Annotated in this window: 17 protein-coding genes; 7 read left to right on the top strand and 10 right to left on the bottom strand. The window is 65.1% G+C overall.

What is annotated here, in order from left to right:
* Nucleotides 1–50: 50 nt before the first annotated feature.
* Nucleotides 51–1,676 carry an MFS transporter gene (locus CIT37_RS05775; RefSeq protein WP_173015728.1) on the top strand — a complete coding sequence of 542 codons (1,626 nt, stop codon included), beginning with the start codon at nt 51–53 and terminating at the stop codon, nt 1,674–1,676.
* 77 nt (nt 1,677–1,753) lie between these two features.
* Here the strand turns inward: CIT37_RS05775 and CIT37_RS05770 are convergent, their stop codons facing one another.
* On the bottom strand, nt 1,754–2,227 hold the full coding sequence (locus CIT37_RS05770; RefSeq protein WP_095425198.1) for a secondary thiamine-phosphate synthase enzyme YjbQ: 474 nt from the start codon (nt 2,225–2,227) through the stop codon (nt 1,754–1,756).
* Nucleotides 2,228–2,386: 159 nt separating this feature from the next.
* On the bottom strand, nt 2,387–2,908 hold the full coding sequence (locus tag CIT37_RS05765) for a hypothetical protein (RefSeq protein ID WP_028139852.1): 522 nt from the start codon (nt 2,906–2,908) through the stop codon (nt 2,387–2,389).
* A gap of 359 nt (nt 2,909–3,267) precedes the next feature.
* On the opposite strand from CIT37_RS05765, the gene CIT37_RS05760 reads away from it, so the two are divergent.
* From CIT37_RS05760 to CIT37_RS05740, 5 genes are all read left to right on the top strand, one after another.
* Nucleotides 3,268–3,642: an AtpZ/AtpI family protein gene (locus tag CIT37_RS05760; protein WP_109866586.1), complete on the top strand. Its 375-nt coding sequence runs from the start codon at nt 3,268–3,270 to the stop codon at nt 3,640–3,642.
* 109 nt (nt 3,643–3,751) lie between these two features.
* On the top strand, nt 3,752–4,501 hold the full coding sequence (locus CIT37_RS05755; RefSeq protein ID WP_028139850.1) for a F0F1 ATP synthase subunit A: 750 nt from the start codon (nt 3,752–3,754) through the stop codon (nt 4,499–4,501).
* Between the two features lie 53 nt (nt 4,502–4,554).
* Nucleotides 4,555–4,785 carry a F0F1 ATP synthase subunit C gene (locus CIT37_RS05750; RefSeq protein ID WP_007599451.1) on the top strand — a complete coding sequence of 77 codons (231 nt, stop codon included), beginning with the start codon at nt 4,555–4,557 and terminating at the stop codon, nt 4,783–4,785.
* Between the two features lie 66 nt (nt 4,786–4,851).
* Nucleotides 4,852–5,418 (top strand): F0F1 ATP synthase subunit B, encoded by a 567-nt coding sequence (locus CIT37_RS05745; RefSeq protein WP_028139849.1) that lies wholly within the window; start codon nt 4,852–4,854, stop codon nt 5,416–5,418.
* Between the two features lie 5 nt (nt 5,419–5,423).
* Nucleotides 5,424–5,909: a F0F1 ATP synthase subunit B family protein gene (locus tag CIT37_RS05740; RefSeq protein WP_028139848.1), complete on the top strand. Its 486-nt coding sequence runs from the start codon at nt 5,424–5,426 to the stop codon at nt 5,907–5,909.
* Between the two features lie 197 nt (nt 5,910–6,106).
* On the opposite strand, the gene CIT37_RS05735 is transcribed toward CIT37_RS05740, so the two are convergent.
* The 5 genes from CIT37_RS05735 to CIT37_RS05715 form a co-directional block, all read right to left on the bottom strand.
* Nucleotides 6,107–6,757, bottom strand: a complete 651-nt coding sequence (locus CIT37_RS05735; RefSeq protein ID WP_038971883.1) for a hypothetical protein — start codon at nt 6,755–6,757, stop codon at nt 6,107–6,109.
* A gap of 186 nt (nt 6,758–6,943) precedes the next feature.
* Entirely contained in the window at nt 6,944–7,531 is a 588-nt protein-coding gene (locus CIT37_RS05730) for a GNAT family N-acetyltransferase (protein WP_018316343.1), read from the bottom strand.
* Nucleotides 7,532–7,570: 39 nt separating this feature from the next.
* The gene (locus CIT37_RS05725) at nt 7,571–8,860 is read right to left on the bottom strand and encodes a M16 family metallopeptidase (protein ID WP_028139846.1); all 1,290 of its coding nucleotides are present in this window, start codon (nt 8,858–8,860) and stop codon (nt 7,571–7,573) included.
* A complete protein-coding gene (gene thrC / locus CIT37_RS05720) occupies nt 8,857–10,275 on the bottom strand; it encodes a threonine synthase (protein WP_028139845.1) in 1,419 nt (472 codons plus the stop codon). The genes CIT37_RS05725 and thrC overlap by 4 nt, the downstream gene beginning before the upstream one ends.
* A gap of 600 nt (nt 10,276–10,875) precedes the next feature.
* Entirely contained in the window at nt 10,876–11,520 is a 645-nt protein-coding gene (locus tag CIT37_RS05715; RefSeq protein WP_028139844.1) for a response regulator transcription factor, read from the bottom strand.
* 86 nt (nt 11,521–11,606) lie between these two features.
* On the opposite strand from CIT37_RS05715, the gene CIT37_RS05710 reads away from it, so the two are divergent.
* Nucleotides 11,607–12,953, top strand: a complete 1,347-nt coding sequence (locus CIT37_RS05710; RefSeq protein WP_038971881.1) for a histidine kinase — start codon at nt 11,607–11,609, stop codon at nt 12,951–12,953.
* Nucleotides 12,954–13,014: 61 nt separating this feature from the next.
* Here CIT37_RS05710 and CIT37_RS05705 read toward each other — a convergent pair whose 3' ends face one another.
* The 3 genes from CIT37_RS05705 to CIT37_RS05695 form a co-directional block, all read right to left on the bottom strand.
* Nucleotides 13,015–13,380: a nuclear transport factor 2 family protein gene (locus CIT37_RS05705; protein ID WP_028139842.1), complete on the bottom strand. Its 366-nt coding sequence runs from the start codon at nt 13,378–13,380 to the stop codon at nt 13,015–13,017.
* A 105-nt stretch (nt 13,381–13,485) separates the two neighbouring features.
* Nucleotides 13,486–14,250: an SURF1 family protein gene (locus tag CIT37_RS05700; RefSeq protein WP_095425113.1), complete on the bottom strand. Its 765-nt coding sequence runs from the start codon at nt 14,248–14,250 to the stop codon at nt 13,486–13,488.
* Nucleotides 14,247–14,648 carry a DUF983 domain-containing protein gene (locus tag CIT37_RS05695; RefSeq protein ID WP_038948599.1) on the bottom strand — a complete coding sequence of 134 codons (402 nt, stop codon included), beginning with the start codon at nt 14,646–14,648 and terminating at the stop codon, nt 14,247–14,249. The genes CIT37_RS05700 and CIT37_RS05695 overlap by 4 nt, the downstream gene beginning before the upstream one ends.
* Between the last annotated feature and the right edge of the window lie 67 nt (nt 14,649–14,715).

Raw genomic sequence — 14,715 nt, 5'->3', positions numbered from 1 at the left:
AGCGACTCAACATGTCGACAATGGCCGTATCTCAAGCAGGCGCGGGAGGGATGACGAAGGACGAACGGTTCGTCATTCTCGCCTCCTCGCTCGGTACCGTCTTCGAGTGGTACGATTTCTACCTCTACGGTTCGCTGGCCGGCATCATCGGCGCGCAGTTCTTCTCGGCCTATCCGCCGGCAACCCGCGACATCTTCGCGCTGCTGGCGTTCGCAGCCGGCTTCCTGGTGCGTCCGTTCGGCGCGATCGTGTTCGGCCGCATCGGCGACATCGTCGGCCGCAAATATACCTTCCTCGTCACCATCCTGATCATGGGTCTGTCGACCTTCATCGTCGGCCTGCTGCCGAACGCGGCCACCATCGGCATCGCGGCTCCGATCATCCTGATCGCGCTGCGCCTCGCCCAGGGCCTGGCGCTCGGCGGTGAGTATGGCGGCGCGGCGACCTACGTCGCGGAACATGCTCCGAACGGCAAGCGCGGCTACTACACCTCCTTCATTCAAACCACCGCGACGCTCGGCCTGTTCCTGTCGCTGCTGGTGATCCTGTTCACCCGTAGCGCCCTCGGCGAGACCGACTTCGCGGCGTGGGGCTGGCGCATCCCGTTCCTGGTCTCGGTGCTGCTGCTCGGCATCTCGGTCTGGATCCGGCTTCGCCTCAATGAATCCCCTATCTTCCAGAAGATGAAGGACGAGGGCAAGAGCTCGAAGGCGCCGCTGACCGAAGCCTTCGGCAACTGGCAGAACGGCAAGCTCGTGCTGCTCGCGCTGCTCGGCGGCGTGATGGGCCAGGGCGTCGTCTGGTACACCGGCCAGTTCTACGCGCTGTTCTTCCTGCAATCGATCCTGAAGGTCGACGGTTACACCGCCAACCTGCTGATCGCCTGGTCGCTGCTGCTCGGCACCGGCTTCTTCATCGTGTTCGGCATGCTGTCCGACAAGATCGGCCGCAAGCCGATCATCCTCGGCGGCTGCCTGATCGCGGCGCTGACCTTCTTCCCGATCTTCAAGATGATCACCACCAATGCCAACCCGGCACTGGAAAAGGCGATCGAATCGGTCAAGGTCGACGTGGTGGCGGATCCCGCGGGTTGCGGCGACCTGTTCAACCCGGTCGGCACCCGTGTCTTCACCGCACCTTGCGACACCGCACGCGCTTATCTGTCGCAGTCGTCGGTCAGGTACACGACCACGCCGGGCGCAGCCGGCTCGGGCGTGAAGGTGGTGGTCAACGGCAAGGACATCGCCTACGCCAACGCCAAGGACGGCAACCCGGCGGTGCTCGCCGCGGTGCAGGCGGCCGGTTATCCGAAGGGCGGCGACGCCGGAATCGTGAAGATGGCGCATCCGTTCGACATCTTCCGTCCGCAGGTGGCGGCGATCATCGGCCTGCTGTTCGTGCTCGTGGTCTACGTCACCATGGTGTACGGCCCGATCGCGGCGATGCTGGTCGAACTGTTCCCGACCCGCATCCGCTACACCTCGATGTCGCTGCCCTACCACATCGGCAACGGCTGGTTCGGCGGCCTGCTGCCGGCGACCGCCTTTGCCATCGTGGCCTCGACCGGCGACATCTATGCCGGCCTCTGGTATCCGATCATCTTCGCCTCGATTACCGTCGTGATCGGCTTCTTCTTCCTGCCCGAGACCAAGGACGTCGACATCAAGGCGACCTGATCGAAAGCAGCGATAAGCACAACGAACCGGCCGCGGAGCGATCCGCGGCCGGTTTTGTTTTGAGCGCTAAAATTGCTTTACTGATTGCTGCCGACGAATTGCAGCACCACCTCGCGCCGGTGCGGGCGCTTGCGGTGCTCGATCAAGTAGATCGCCTGCCAGGTGCCGAGGGCAAGCCGGCCGTTCAGGACCGGAACCTGAAGCGAGGCCCCGGTCAGCATCGTCTTGATATGTGCCGGCATGTCGTCGGGTCCTTCGGTGTCGTGGATCCACCCGGCATTCTCCGGCGCGAGCCGGGATAATGCCGTGGTGAGATCGACGAGCACGGACGGATCGGCATTCTCCTGGATCGTCAGCGAGGCCGAGGTATGGCGGATGAACAGCGTCAGCGCGCCGTCGCGCGCGTGAACCTCGGCGATGAATTTTGCAGCCTCGCTGGTCAGATCGGTGAAGCCGCGGCCCGGTGTCTGCACGGTCAGCAATGACGATGCGACGGTGGCGGCTTGCACCGACGATGGCGCCGAGCGCGTGATGGATTTGGCTGATGTCATCAAATATCTCGATTGATCGAACACTGCCGTTGGGTGGGCAAAGGCGCGAAGCGACGTGCCCACGTCCTTTCTCAGCATCGTGGAAACATGATGGGCACGGCGTAAGAACGCCTTTGCCCACCTACGGCACCTCAACGCATGGATGGCGCGAAGGGGTCCTCAAATCTTCCCCGACACGTCCTTCTGGACGCGGTTGGCCATGTCGATCAGCCGCCGCCAGGCCCTTTCCAGAAACGACATCACGCGGTCGACGTCCTGATCGCTCGGCAGCGGGATCTCGATCTTGCGCTCGCCCTCGGCGCCCTTGGGCTCCGCTTTCTTCAGCGGGTCGGATTTCGGCAGCGCCTCGTCGATCTTGCCGGACACCGTCGGCCCGGCCGCGAGCTGTCCCTTCAGCCTCTCGACCTCGGCCTGGAGTCGGCCGATCTCGGCGTCGAGCGCGGTCCGTTCGTCGGGCACCGCGTAGCAGGCCCAGCCGATGCCGTTCTTGGTGCAGGTCGATACCGTGCCGGTGCGCGTGTCGAGCCGCAGCACGCCCTCGGGGATCGGCGCCATGCTGTAGCGGCCGTTCTCGCTGTCGGGCGTGGATTGCGCGGCCTCGAGGTCGCCGCCGATCGCCATCGCGGCGGCGAACGCCGCCAGCGCAAGCCATGATGTTGTGGATGACGTCACTGGTCTCATCGCGCTCTCCGCCACGACGTGCAGGTGGCCCTCTCGCAAATTCTACACCCCGGTGAGGCGATCCGCCGCCCAAAACACGCACCCGCATCAACGATCGCGGCGGCGTCTTCGATCCCGGCAGCGTGGCGTAAGGGCGGCCGCATCCGCCGATCCTGAGGCCTGCTGCTGCGGTGCGGCGTCACGCTGTGTGCAGCGCTGCCGTGTGCGCCAATATCATCAAACAAATCAGCTACATAACCGAAAGCGACGCAATCGTGACTTGGCTTGACTTGATTATGGGCCATCAGTATGGTCCGCGCGGCTTTTGAGGGTGGCGGGCGCAATTTCCATTCAGCCGCGGCGTTTCGGGTCTTCGTTGCATGACACAGGGCACGGGACACGGCGAGAATGGGGATCGCGATAGATCGTCCGAGGAAGCTGCGCTTTCCGAACGGCTCGGAAAACTTGATCAGCGGTTGTCCGAACTCCGGGACCAACGAATCAAGACCGAGCAACCCGCAGGTGACGGTGAAGACAGAGCGGCCAGAGCTTCGGCGATGGCGCTTGGTTTCCGGTTATCCTCCGAGTTGGTCGCCGGGGTCGTCGTCGGAGCGGGGATTGGCTGGGGTTTCGACCGCTTGCTGTCGACGTCGCCTTTCGGATTTATCGTGTTCCTGTTGCTGGGCTTCGTCGCCGGCGTGGTGAATGTGGTGAGAACGGCGGGTGCGGGTCAAAACAGGCGCGGTGGGTCTTAGCCGATCCGGACCAGAGGAATGATCGTGCCGGCCTTGCCGGTACGGGCCGGCCCGGCCGGCAGACCGAGACCCGCCGGCATTGCCCGGCAGACCAAGAGATGCCGCGCTGATGAAAATCGACCCGATCCACCAGTTCAACATCGAGCCTCTCTTCACCCTGGGCCATATCGGCAATCACACGATCGCCTTCACCAATTCGTCGCTCTACATGCTGGTGGCGGTGGCGGTGATCTCGATCCTGATGCTCGCCAGCGGCACGCAGCTGGTTCCCGGGCGCCTGCAGTCGGTTGCCGAAATCTCCTACGAATTCGTCGCCTCGACCATCCGTTCGACGGCCGGCGCGGAAGGCATGAAGTTCTTCCCGCTGATCTTCTCGCTGTTCATGTTCATCTGCGTCTCGAACCTGGTCGGCATCATCCCCTACACCTTCACGGTGTCGAGCCATCTGATCGTCACCGCGGCGCTGGCGCTTCTGGTCTTCTTCACCGTGCTGATCTACGGCGTCGCCAAGAACGGCCTGAAATTCTTCTCTATCTTCGTGCCCCACGGCGTCCCCGGCTACATCCTGCCGCTGGTGATGTTCATCGAGGTCCTGTCGTTCTTCCTGCGGCCGGTCTCCCACAGCGTCCGTCTGTTCGCCAACATGCTGGCCGGCCACATCGCGCTGAAGGTGTTCGCGGGCTTCGTCGCCATGCTCGGCTTCTCGCTCGGGGCGCTGGGCTGGGTTGGCGGCGTGCTGCCGCTGGCTCTCACGGTCGCGCTCTACGCGCTCGAGATTCTGGTCGCGTTCCTGCAAGCCTATGTGTTTGCGATCCTGACCTGCATCTACCTCAACGACGCCATTCATCCGGGACACTGAGCGGTCCGGGGAATTTCCACCCAAAACCCAATCTTTCTTCCAAGGAGTCTAAAATGGATCCGGCAGCAGCAAAACTTATCGGCGCGGGCATCGCATGCATCGGCATGGGCGGCGCAGGCGTCGGCGTCGGCGTGATCTTCGGCAACTACCTCGCCGCAGCCGTTCGCAACCCGTCGGCCGCTCAGGGCCAGTTCGGCAACCTGATCTTCGGCTTCGCCGTGACCGAAGCGCTCGGCATTTTCTCGCTGCTGATCGCGCTGCTGCTGCTGTTCGTTCCGCTCTGAGGACGACGTTTTTCGCGCCGTTCCATCCCATTGGGACGGCGCGTGTGACAGCAACAGGAGAACTCCGTGGCTGAAAGTCATGGCGGCGCAAAAGGTCCGGCGGCGGGCGCTCACACCGGGGCTGACGGTGGTCACCACGGTGGCGGTTTTCCGCCGTTCGAGAGCAGCAACTACGCTTCACAGCTGGTGTCGCTCGCGATCTTCTTCGTCCTGCTTTACGTGATCGTGTCCAAGCTTGCTCTGCCGCGTGTCGGCGGTGCGATCGAGGCCCGTCAGAACAAGATCGAGGGCGACCTCGCCGAAGCGCAGAAGCTGAAGGACCAGTCCGACGCGGCGCTGAAGGCCTATGAGAACGAGCTTGCTTCGGCACGCTCGCGCGCGCAGGCGATCGGCAACGAATCCCGCGACAAGGCGAATGCGCAGGCGGACGCCGAGCGCAAGACGCTGGAAGAGCAATTGGCGGCCAAGCTCGCCGGGGCGGAGAAGACCATCGCCTCGACCCGCGCAACCGCCATGAGCAACGTTCGCGGCATCGCCGCCGATGCGGCAGGCCAGATCGTGCAGCAGCTCACCGGCGTGGTTCCGGACGCGGCGTCGGTCAATGCCGCCGTTGATGCGTCCTTGAAGGGTTAGTCGATATGTTCTTCGATCCTGAAACCTGGGTCGCCATCGCTTTCGTGATCCTGATGGTCCTGTTCGGCTATCTCGGGGTCTTCAAGAAAGCGATGGTTGCGCTCGACCATCGCGCCGACCGCATCAAGGCCGAGCTCGACGACGCGACGCGTCTCAAGCAGGAAGCCGCCAAGGTGCTCGCCGACTACAAGGCGCGCACCGCCTCGGCCGAACGCGAGGCCGCCGACATCATCGCCAACGCCAGGAGCGAAGCCGAGCGCATCGCGACTGAGGCCAAGGCGAAGATGGAAGACTTCGTCGCCCGCCGGACCAAGACCGCGGAGAGCAAGATCGCGCTCGCCGAAGCCCAGGCGCTCGCCGATGTCCGTGCCGCAGCCGCGGAAGCCGCCGTCCAGGCCGCCTCGACGATCCTGTCGCAGTCGGTCAAGGGCTCGGTTGCCGACGATCTGATCGCCAAGGGCATCACCGAGGTCCGGCAAAAGCTGAACTGAGCGTTCTGCCTTCACCAATCAAAAAGCCGGCGCGATGAGCGCCGGCTTTTTTTGTCTAAAGACTCTCGTGTCCCGGACGCGTCGCGTCATGAAATGACGCGACGCAGAGCCGGGACCCAGTGTGCCGGGCGGCATGGGCCCCGGCTCTGCAGCGCACCGCTGAAGAAGCGCTGCGCTGCGTCCGGGGCACGAGCCCCCTACTTCTTCTTCCGTCCCTTCGGCTCGGGGGACAGCGCCTGCGGGTCGAAGCCGACATAGAAGACATAGGAATCGGCGGTCGCGGCGGAGGGCGTCGGATAAGCCAGATCCTCGACGATGAAGGTGAAGGGCACGCTGCCCCCTTCCGACATCTCGACCGTAGTCCGGTAAGCCTTCGAGGCGATCACTTTCTCGCCGACGCCGCCCTGCACCACCGCGACACGCAAGGGGACCTCGACGGTGGCGGGCGCACCGGCGGGACCGGCGATCACGCGGCCCTGGATTCCGATCCGGGCCGTGATGCCGGCACTGCTGCGGGCACATTCGCGCGCCATCTTGGTGATCGAGGCCTGGAAGCGGATCTCATTGCCGACGGCCGGCTTTCCGGCCGCCCCCACCGCGTAGGTCGATGCACCCGCACGCACCGTCACCTGCGGGCAATCGAGGTCGTCTTCCGCCGGCTGGCCAGGCGCAGGCGCGGGCTTGGGCGGGGCCGGCTCATCCGACTTGCCGCCGAACAGGCTCTTGAAGCGGTCGGTCAAGGACTGGGCGGCCACCGGCGAAACCGTCGCGAACGACATCGACAATGCCAGCGCGATCGCCGGCATCCGCCGCAGCACATTCCGCGATGACCGAAGCTGCTTCACCATCAAAGCCCGTACTCCAATGACAATTATCCGGCCGATCGCCGGCCGGGGCATGCGGGTTATATCGCCAAAATCGGCGAACCCAAGGCAGCAAAAAGGGGGACTGGGCCAGGGACTTGGCAGGGGACTTGACCAGGGGACTTGGCCAGAGGACTTGGCCAGGGGACTTGGCCCAATGAAGCGAGCCGCTCAGCCGCGGAAATCCTCATGCAGGAGGCCGAACAGCAAATGGTCCTGCCAGACCCCGTTGATGCAGAGATAGCGGCGCGCCAGGCCTTCACGGGAGAAACCGCACTTCTCCAGCACCCGGATCGACGGCGCATTGGTGGGGATGCAGGCGGCCTCGACCCGGTGCAGATTGAGCTCGCCGAACAGCGTCGGCAGCAGCACCCGCAGTGCAGCCGTCATGTAGCCGCGATGGGCATGGGGTTGGCCGACCCAATAGCCGATGGTGCCGGCCTGCACGATGCCGCGCCGGACATTGGCCAGCGTGATGCCGCCGACCATGGCGCCGTCGAGTTCCCGGAAGATCAGAAAGGGATAGGAACGGTCCGCGGCAATGTCCTCGGAATAGCGGCGCAGGCGGCGGCGGAAGCCGGAGCGGGTGAGATCGTCAGACGGCCAGATCGGCTCCCAGGGCGTCAGGTAATCGCGGCTGGTCTCGCGCAAATGCGCCCATTGCAGGAAGTCCGACATCTGCGGCGCGCGCAGCAACAGCCCGTTACCGCGCGGCGCGAGGGCGGCGGGTCCACTGGACGGCAGGCGAAAGAGGGCCATGGTGATGCTTCCCGGGGCAGCTCAGCCCGCGCGCGGCTCCTAATGCAGCCGCGCCTTGGCACGTGCCCGCGTCAATCCTTCCGCAAAAGACACCGCCGTGTCCAGACCCCTGCCACTGCCTAATGCGACAACGGCAGGCCGGCTCCGCGACAGCAGCGCACGCGCGGCATCCCGGGTCGATTCGACGCTGACGGCGTCGATCCGGCCCACCAGCTCCTCGACCGTCTGCGGCCGGCCATAGGCCAGCACGTGGCGCGCCAGCTGCTCGGCGCGGGAAGAGCAGCTCTCCAGCGCCATCAGGAGGCCCGCCTTCATCTGCGCCTTGGCCCGCGCGATCTCGGCCTCGGTCAGGGTCTCGACCGAATCGTTCATGATGTCGACCACGACCTCCATCATCTCCGGCGCGTCGGCCGGATCGGTGCCGGTGTAGAGGCCGAAGAAGCCGGTGTCGGTATAGGGCGCGTGGAACGAATAGATCGAGTAGCAGAGACCGCGCTTCTCGCGCACCTCCTGGAACAGGCGCGACGACATTCCGCCGCCGAGGATGTTGGTGAAGACCTGGAGCGAGAACAGCGACAGATCGCTCTGCGGCACGCCTTCCAGCGCCAGCGTCAGATGCGCCTGCTCCAGCTCGCGATGCACCACCTTGGCGCCGCCCTTGCCGAACATGGCCGCCTGCGGTTTGGGACCCGGCGTCGCCTCAAAACTTGCGAAGCGCTTCTCGACCTCAGCGACCACTTGCTTGTGATCGACCGCACCGGCCGCGGCCACCACCATGTCGGGCCCGCGATAATGCGTCGAGAGATAGTCGCGCAGCGAATCGCGATTGAAGGCGCGCAGCGTCTTGGCCGTGCCGAGCAGCGAGCGGCCCATCGGCTGGTCGGGGTAGCAGAGCTCGTTGAGATGCTCGAACACGACGTCATCGGGCGTATCCTGCGCGGCACCGATCTCCTGCACGATGACGTTCTTCTCGCGCTCCAGCTCGTCCGGCTCGAAGGCGGGATTGGCGAGGATGTCGGCGAGCACGTCGAGCGCGAGCGGCACGTCGGCCTTGAGCACCCGCGCATAATAGGACGTGGTCTCGGTCGAGGTGCCGGCATTGAGGTCGCCGCCGACCGCCTCGATCTCCTCGACGATCTCGCGCGAGGAGCGTTTCGTCGTGCCCTTGAACGCCATGTGCTCGAGCAGATGCGAGATGCCGTGCTCGTTCGGCTTCTCGTCGCGTCCGCCGACGCCGGCCCACACGCCGAGCGCCGCGGTCTCGAGATGGGGCATCTTGTCGGTGACGACGGTCAGGCCGGAGGCAAGTTTGGAAATCTCGACGCTCATCCGGCAACTCCCTGCTTTGCGGCGCGGCTGACCGACAGCACGAACCGCTCGACCTCGGCCTGATCGTTCTTCATCACCTTCATGTGTTCGGATTTGGTCATCAATCCGTCGAGCCAGGCCGGCAGTTGCGGCCGCTGGCCGCAGGCCGCTTCGACAGCGTCGGGGAATTTGGCCGGATGCGCGGTGGAGAGCACGATGCTCGGCACCCCAGTGTCGGTGGTATCGCGGTCGGCGACGGCGAGCGCCACCGCCGTATGGGGATCGACCAGCTCGCCGGCCTCGCGCCAGCCGGCGCGAATCGCAGCCGCGGTCTCGGTCTCGTCGGCGCGCCCTGCGTCGAACTCCTCGCGGATCGCGGCCAGCGTCGCATCTGGCAGCACGAAACGTCCTGACTGCTTCAGCGAATCCATCAGACGGCGCACGCCGGCGGCATCGCGCCGGCCGGCTTCGAACAGCAGCCGTTCGAAATTGGACGAGATCTGGATGTCCATCGACGGCGACGCCGTCGCGTGCACCTCGCGCACCTCGTAGATCCCGGTCTTCAGCGTGCGCGCCAGGATGTCGTTGACGTTGGCGGCGATGCGCAGGGTCCGCACCGGCAGGCCCATCCGCTTGGCGACGTAGCCGGCGAAGATGTCGCCGAAATTGCCGGTCGGCACGACGAAATCCACCGCGCGCGCCGGCGCGCCGACTGCAACGGCGGAGGTGAAATAGTAGACGACCTGGGCGACGATGCGCGCCCAGTTGATGGAATTGACGCCGGAGAGCGAGGTCGCATCGCGGAAGCGATGGTTGTTGAACATCCCCTTCACCAGCGCCTGGCAGTCGTCGAAATTGCCCTCGATGGCGAGGGCATGGACATTGGCCGCGCCCGTCGACGTCATCATCCGCCGCTGCACCTCGGAGATGCGGCCGTGCGGGAACAGCACGATGAGATCCACGTTCTCGAGGCCGGCGAAGGCTTCGACCGCAGCGCCGCCGGTGTCGCCTGAGGTGGCGACCACGATGGTCGTGCGCTGGCCGCGTTTGGCGAGCACGTGGTCCATCAGCCGCGAGATCAGCTGCATCGCCACGTCCTTGAAGGCGAGCGTCGGACCGTGGAACAGCTCCAGCACGAACTGGTGCGGCGACATCTGGCGCAGCGGCACCACCGCCGGATGGCGGAAGGTCGCGTAGGCCTCGTTCGCCATGCGGCCAAGCTCGGCGTCCGAAATCTCGCCGCCGGCGAAGGGACGGATCACGTCGACCGCGACCTCCCAATAGGGGCGGCCGAAGAAGCCGGCGATGGTCTCGGCAGAGAGCTGCGGCCAGATCGTCGGCACATACAGGCCGCCGTCGCGCGCAAGCCCGGTCAGCATCACGTCGCAGAAGCCGAGTTCGGGGGCCTCGCCCCGGGTCGAGATATAACGAGTCAAACTGCCCTCCAAAGGCCGACCGGGCCTGCGCCCGCTCGTTAAGCCTTTGATTTTACGAAATTACTTGTTAACAGCCAGAGGCTTTGGGCCACCATAAAGTGTTTTGCGGCATCAGGAAACCGCTTCCCGCCTTCACCCCTGCCCAGCAAAAAGGGCTGCGGCGGTGCCGCAGCCCTCTCTTGGAAGGTCTGTCGTTGATATGTGCAGACCGGTTTGTCTCTGGGGTCGCCGCCCCCGCGGAAACTTGTCCGGCAACCTTTCGCCGTCAGTCACGAAATCGTCAAGGGCGAAAACGACGAGCGCGGGAAGATGTTCCTATTTTTCCCGACATTGGCCAAGCTTTGGCGAGCGCGTTCCAGCGAACCGGCGCCAAGGATTGCCGTTTTATCCCGACAATTGCGGGGGTCCGGAACGAATGCCACCTCGACCCATTGTGTCCGCGGATGGGTGTCGGCGGTGTCCATGCATTGCCCGGCTGCACGCCGACACCAATCCGTCTCGCCGAACCGGCTGCATCCTGGAGCAGCCGGTTCGGTGCCGTCGGTGCCGGGCCGCCAGTGCCCGGGCCGTCAGTGCCCGGGCCGTCAGTGCCCCGGGCCGTCAATTCAGCCCGATTTCAACCGCGATCCTGATCAGGTCGGAATGGTTCTTGGCTCCCAGCTTCTGCTTGAGCAGGGACGTGGTGTTGGCGACGGTCTTGTAGGAGATGCCGAGCGCCTCGGCGACTTCCACGATCTTGTCGCCGCGTCCGAGCAGGCGGAGAATTTCGAGCTCCCGCGGCGTCATCTGCGAGGCCGGGTTGGCCTTGATCGCCGCGCCGGAAAACGTCACGGCTTCCGCGAGTTGCGGTGAGATGTAATTGTCGCCCGCGACCACCTTGCGCACCGCTTTCAGCAGGATCCTGGGATCATCGCCCTTGGAGACATAGCCCTGCGCCCCAAGCTCGACCGCCCGCACCACGAAGGCCGGATCGTCGTTCATGCTGAACATGATGATCTTGGCGTCGGGGTCGTCCTTGCGGATGCGTCGCATCAGCTCGAAGCCGGAGACATCGGGCAGGCTGATGTCGATCACGGTCACGTCGGGCCGCTTGCTGACATAGGCGCGATGGCCGGATTTGGCGTCGGTCGCCTCGTCGATACGGATCGAATGGTCCGAAGCGAACAGGGTGCGGCAACCGGACAGCACCACGGGGTGGTCATCGACAATCAGGACCCTGGTCGCCGGCTTGGCGGTATCTTGCATCGCGCACTCTCTTGTTGTTCGACTCATAGACCGGCGGGAACAAATGGAAAGAGTAAATCCCGCCGATGCGCGTTAGAATTGACCTAATGTGGCAACGGCTCTCGTTCAGAACGCAACTGTTTCTTCCACTTGGCGCGAGCTTTCTCGCAACGCTGATCCTGGGCGGCGTTCTGCTCCAGATCTTCGCGGCCGGCCAGCTCGCCGACGAGAACGAGCCCGCTCGACGTTCGACCCGGACGATCGCGACCGCACTCAACAACACTCTGCGCGCGTCGGACGACCCGCGGAAGACGCTCGACGCCTTTGTCCAATCCTTGACCACCTCCTCGGACATCCAGTTCCGTTCCGCGGAAGGCCCTGCCGCGGAGCCGCGAAAGGACGGCCGGCACAACCTGCAAGGGGTTCCGCAGTGGTTTGTCAACCTGCTCATGGTACCGGACATGGACGCTGCGACCCCGGTGCTGATCGATGGCAAGCGTGTCGGCGATATCGTGTTCCTGCCGGACCTGTCGGCCGACCTGTTCGAGAAGTGGATCGGCTTCCTGGCGCTGACCGGCCTCGTCGCCATGCTGACCGTGCTCACCGGAATCATCGCTTACGTCTTCGCGGGATCGGCACTGCGTCCCCTGCAGCATCTCGGTGAAGGCCTCACACGGATGCGGCGCGGCGACTACGCAAAGCCGATCCCGGTCGGAGGGCCGCCGGAGATCCGGCAGAGCTGTGCGGAAGCAAATGCGCTAGCCGCGACGCTGGCGCAATTGAGCCAGGACAATCGCGATCTGATGCACCGCCTGGTGTCGCTCCAGGACGACGAGCGGCGCGATCTCGCCCGCGAATTGCACGACGAGCTCGGACCGCTGCTGTTCAGCATCCGCGCCGGCACGATCGCGCTGGTCGACGCCTCGCCGCCGGCGGGAAATCTCGGCAAGTCGGCCCAGGATGTGCTGCAATCGGTCGAGGCGCTCCAGCAGACCAACCGCCGTATCCTCGATCGGTTGCGGCCGCTCTACATTCAGGAGCTTGGCCTTTCGACCAGCGTGCAGACGCTGCTCCAGAACTTTCGCAAGCAGGCGCCGCACATCGTCCTGACGGACACGATCGATCCGGGTCTCGACGGCATCGCCGGGCCGCTGGCCCAGACCGTCTATCGCGTGATCCAGGAGGCGCTGACCAACGTGCTGCGCCACGCCAAGGCCAGCAACGCCCATGTCCAGGCAGCCGTCACCGATAAGGCGCTCGTCGTCGAGATCTCCGACGACGGCGGCGGCTTTCCCGACGGCAACGTTTTCGGCCGCGGCCTGACCGGCATGCATGAGCGCGTGCGCGCGCTCAGCGGATCGCTGTCACTGTTGCGCGTGGATGGGCGAACCCATGTACGCTGCCGCCTTCCGGCCGAGCCGGCACGCGAGGCGCCGGTCCAGCCAATTGGTTGAGCTGACCTTGTCGGAAAACCGCCGCACACTTTACGCCCACGCGGCCCTTCGGGATCATGCCCTAACAGGCGCAGCCATGATGCGCGTTCTGTTGCGCCGGCTCGCACAGCGTGCTACGGATCTTGCCTTCGGGGCTGAAGCGAAACGAGGCGTGAATCCGTAGCGCGCCGGCGACGGAATATTCGAGATCGACGCCATGGGGCGCGGGATGGATCTCCTCCAGCCCGAAGCCGGCCAAGGAGAAGGCACTGAGTCGCGGCTGCCAATAGGCCTCGAGCTCGCTGCGGCCGCGATAGCGCTGCGCACCGTTGCACGTGCATTCGACCTGGGCGTCGTCCGCATAGAGGTCGAGCAACGACGTGAGGTCGCCCTTCCGGCAGGCGTCCACCCAATCGACGACAATTCCCATCTGGTCGAAATCGCTCACGCCGCAATCCTGTCTGCCGCGGAAACTCACCGGCGGCTTAGAACCACACTCGTGAATGTGCGCTGAATAATAAACCCCGGGCGATACCGGGTTCCCACGGGGTATCTACGGTCGAGCCCAGCTCTGCCGCCGGCCTCTTGCCCACACGGCGAAGGCGATCAGCACGGCGCCTGCCAGCATGAACCAGGTGACGGCGTATTGCAGGTGGTCGTCCTTCAAATGCACGTCGAGCGGCCCCGGGCGCGGGATGCCGTTCTCGGGCACCGGTTGCTCGAGGTCGACATAGAACGGCGCAACCGCGCCCCAGCCGAGCGCGCTTGCGATGGCCGGATGATCGCGCACGAACCAGAGCCGCTTGTCGCGGTTCTCCGCCGGCGTCAGCCAGCCGGACGGCTCGGGAAAGCGCAGATAACCGGTGAGCGCGACCGGCTGCCCGGTAACGAGCTTCTTCACCGCGCCATCCTCGACGCTGCGGTCCTGCATGGTGTTCTCGACGAAGCCCGCATCGATCACGACCGTCTCGCCGCTGGGAAGTCGCGCCGGCAGGAACGCCCAGGTGCCGGGGCCGGAGGCGTCCTTGCGCACCGCCGAGCCCGAGGAATAGACCATCGCATCCGGCAGGGCTGCGTAGGTCGCGGTGAAGCTGACGCGGCGGAATTCGTCGCGCGCGGGATTGAGTGCAGCCCATTGCGAAGACGGCGGCAGCGCGACGGGCGCCTCTGCAAGGCGCTCGGTGAGCGCCGCGACCAGCGCGTGCTTGGCGGTCCGGCGCTGCAATTGCCAGACACCGAGCGCGACGAAGACGGCCGTCAGGAACAGCGTGAACAGCGCGAAGCCGGCCACGCGGGGCTTGCGCGCAGGCTGGTTCATTTCGCGCGGTCGACCAACCGGCCCGGCGCCGCCTTGTGGTGGAATTGCAGCGCGATCAGCAGCGACTTCATCGCGCGCAGCGGCAGCAGCGTGGTGGCCAGGATCAGCGGCAACCACAGCGCCGCATGCAGCCAGTAAGGCGGCTGGTATTTGACCTCGACGATGAGCGCAGCTGCTACCACGATCCCACCGGCCAGCATGATGATGAAGATCGCCGGCCCGTCGCCGGTATCGATGAAGGCGTAGTCGAGACCGCAGCGGTCGCAGGCGGGTGCGAGGTTGAGGAAGCCCGCATAGAGCTTGCCCTGGCCGCAGCGCGGGCATCGGCAGGCAAGCCCGCGCAGCGCGCTTTGCAGGACGGTGGTTTCAGGCTCGGGCTTGCCGGCGGTGTCGTTCATGATGGCAGACTCTATCACAATTTTCGCGGGAGCTTCCGGCGGCCCAAAAGCGAAAGGGCGGCCCGGC

Origin of the sequence: Bradyrhizobium ottawaense, assembly GCF_002278135.3 — a bacterium.
Lineage (GTDB): Bacteria > Pseudomonadota > Alphaproteobacteria > Rhizobiales > Xanthobacteraceae > Bradyrhizobium > Bradyrhizobium ottawaense.
Note: the sequence above shows the minus strand (reverse complement) of the source record. Positions and strands in the feature narration are given on the sequence as shown.

What these genes read in the sequence shown, in the direction of transcription:
- CIT37_RS05775 (WP_173015728.1), top strand. Translation starts at nt 51, where the DNA reads ATGACGAAGGACGAACGGTTCGTCATTCTCGCCTCCTCGCTCGGTACC.
- CIT37_RS05770 (WP_095425198.1), bottom strand. Translation starts at nt 2,227, where the DNA reads ATGACATCAGCCAAATCCATCACGCGCTCGGCGCCATCGTCGGTGCAA.
- CIT37_RS05765 (WP_028139852.1), bottom strand. Translation starts at nt 2,908, where the DNA reads ATGAGACCAGTGACGTCATCCACAACATCATGGCTTGCGCTGGCGGCG.
- CIT37_RS05760 (WP_109866586.1), top strand. Translation starts at nt 3,268, where the DNA reads ATGACACAGGGCACGGGACACGGCGAGAATGGGGATCGCGATAGATCG.
- CIT37_RS05755 (WP_028139850.1), top strand. Translation starts at nt 3,752, where the DNA reads ATGAAAATCGACCCGATCCACCAGTTCAACATCGAGCCTCTCTTCACC.
- CIT37_RS05750 (WP_007599451.1), top strand. Translation starts at nt 4,555, where the DNA reads ATGGATCCGGCAGCAGCAAAACTTATCGGCGCGGGCATCGCATGCATC.
- CIT37_RS05740 (WP_028139848.1), top strand. Translation starts at nt 5,424, where the DNA reads ATGTTCTTCGATCCTGAAACCTGGGTCGCCATCGCTTTCGTGATCCTG.
- CIT37_RS05735 (WP_038971883.1), bottom strand. Translation starts at nt 6,757, where the DNA reads ATGGTGAAGCAGCTTCGGTCATCGCGGAATGTGCTGCGGCGGATGCCG.
- CIT37_RS05730 (WP_018316343.1), bottom strand. Translation starts at nt 7,531, where the DNA reads ATGGCCCTCTTTCGCCTGCCGTCCAGTGGACCCGCCGCCCTCGCGCCG.
- CIT37_RS05725 (WP_028139846.1), bottom strand. Translation starts at nt 8,860, where the DNA reads ATGAGCGTCGAGATTTCCAAACTTGCCTCCGGCCTGACCGTCGTCACC.
- CIT37_RS05715 (WP_028139844.1), bottom strand. Translation starts at nt 11,520, where the DNA reads ATGCAAGATACCGCCAAGCCGGCGACCAGGGTCCTGATTGTCGATGAC.
- CIT37_RS05710 (WP_038971881.1), top strand. Translation starts at nt 11,607, where the DNA reads ATGTGGCAACGGCTCTCGTTCAGAACGCAACTGTTTCTTCCACTTGGC.
- CIT37_RS05700 (WP_095425113.1), bottom strand. Translation starts at nt 14,250, where the DNA reads ATGAACCAGCCTGCGCGCAAGCCCCGCGTGGCCGGCTTCGCGCTGTTC.
- CIT37_RS05695 (WP_038948599.1), bottom strand. Translation starts at nt 14,648, where the DNA reads ATGAACGACACCGCCGGCAAGCCCGAGCCTGAAACCACCGTCCTGCAA.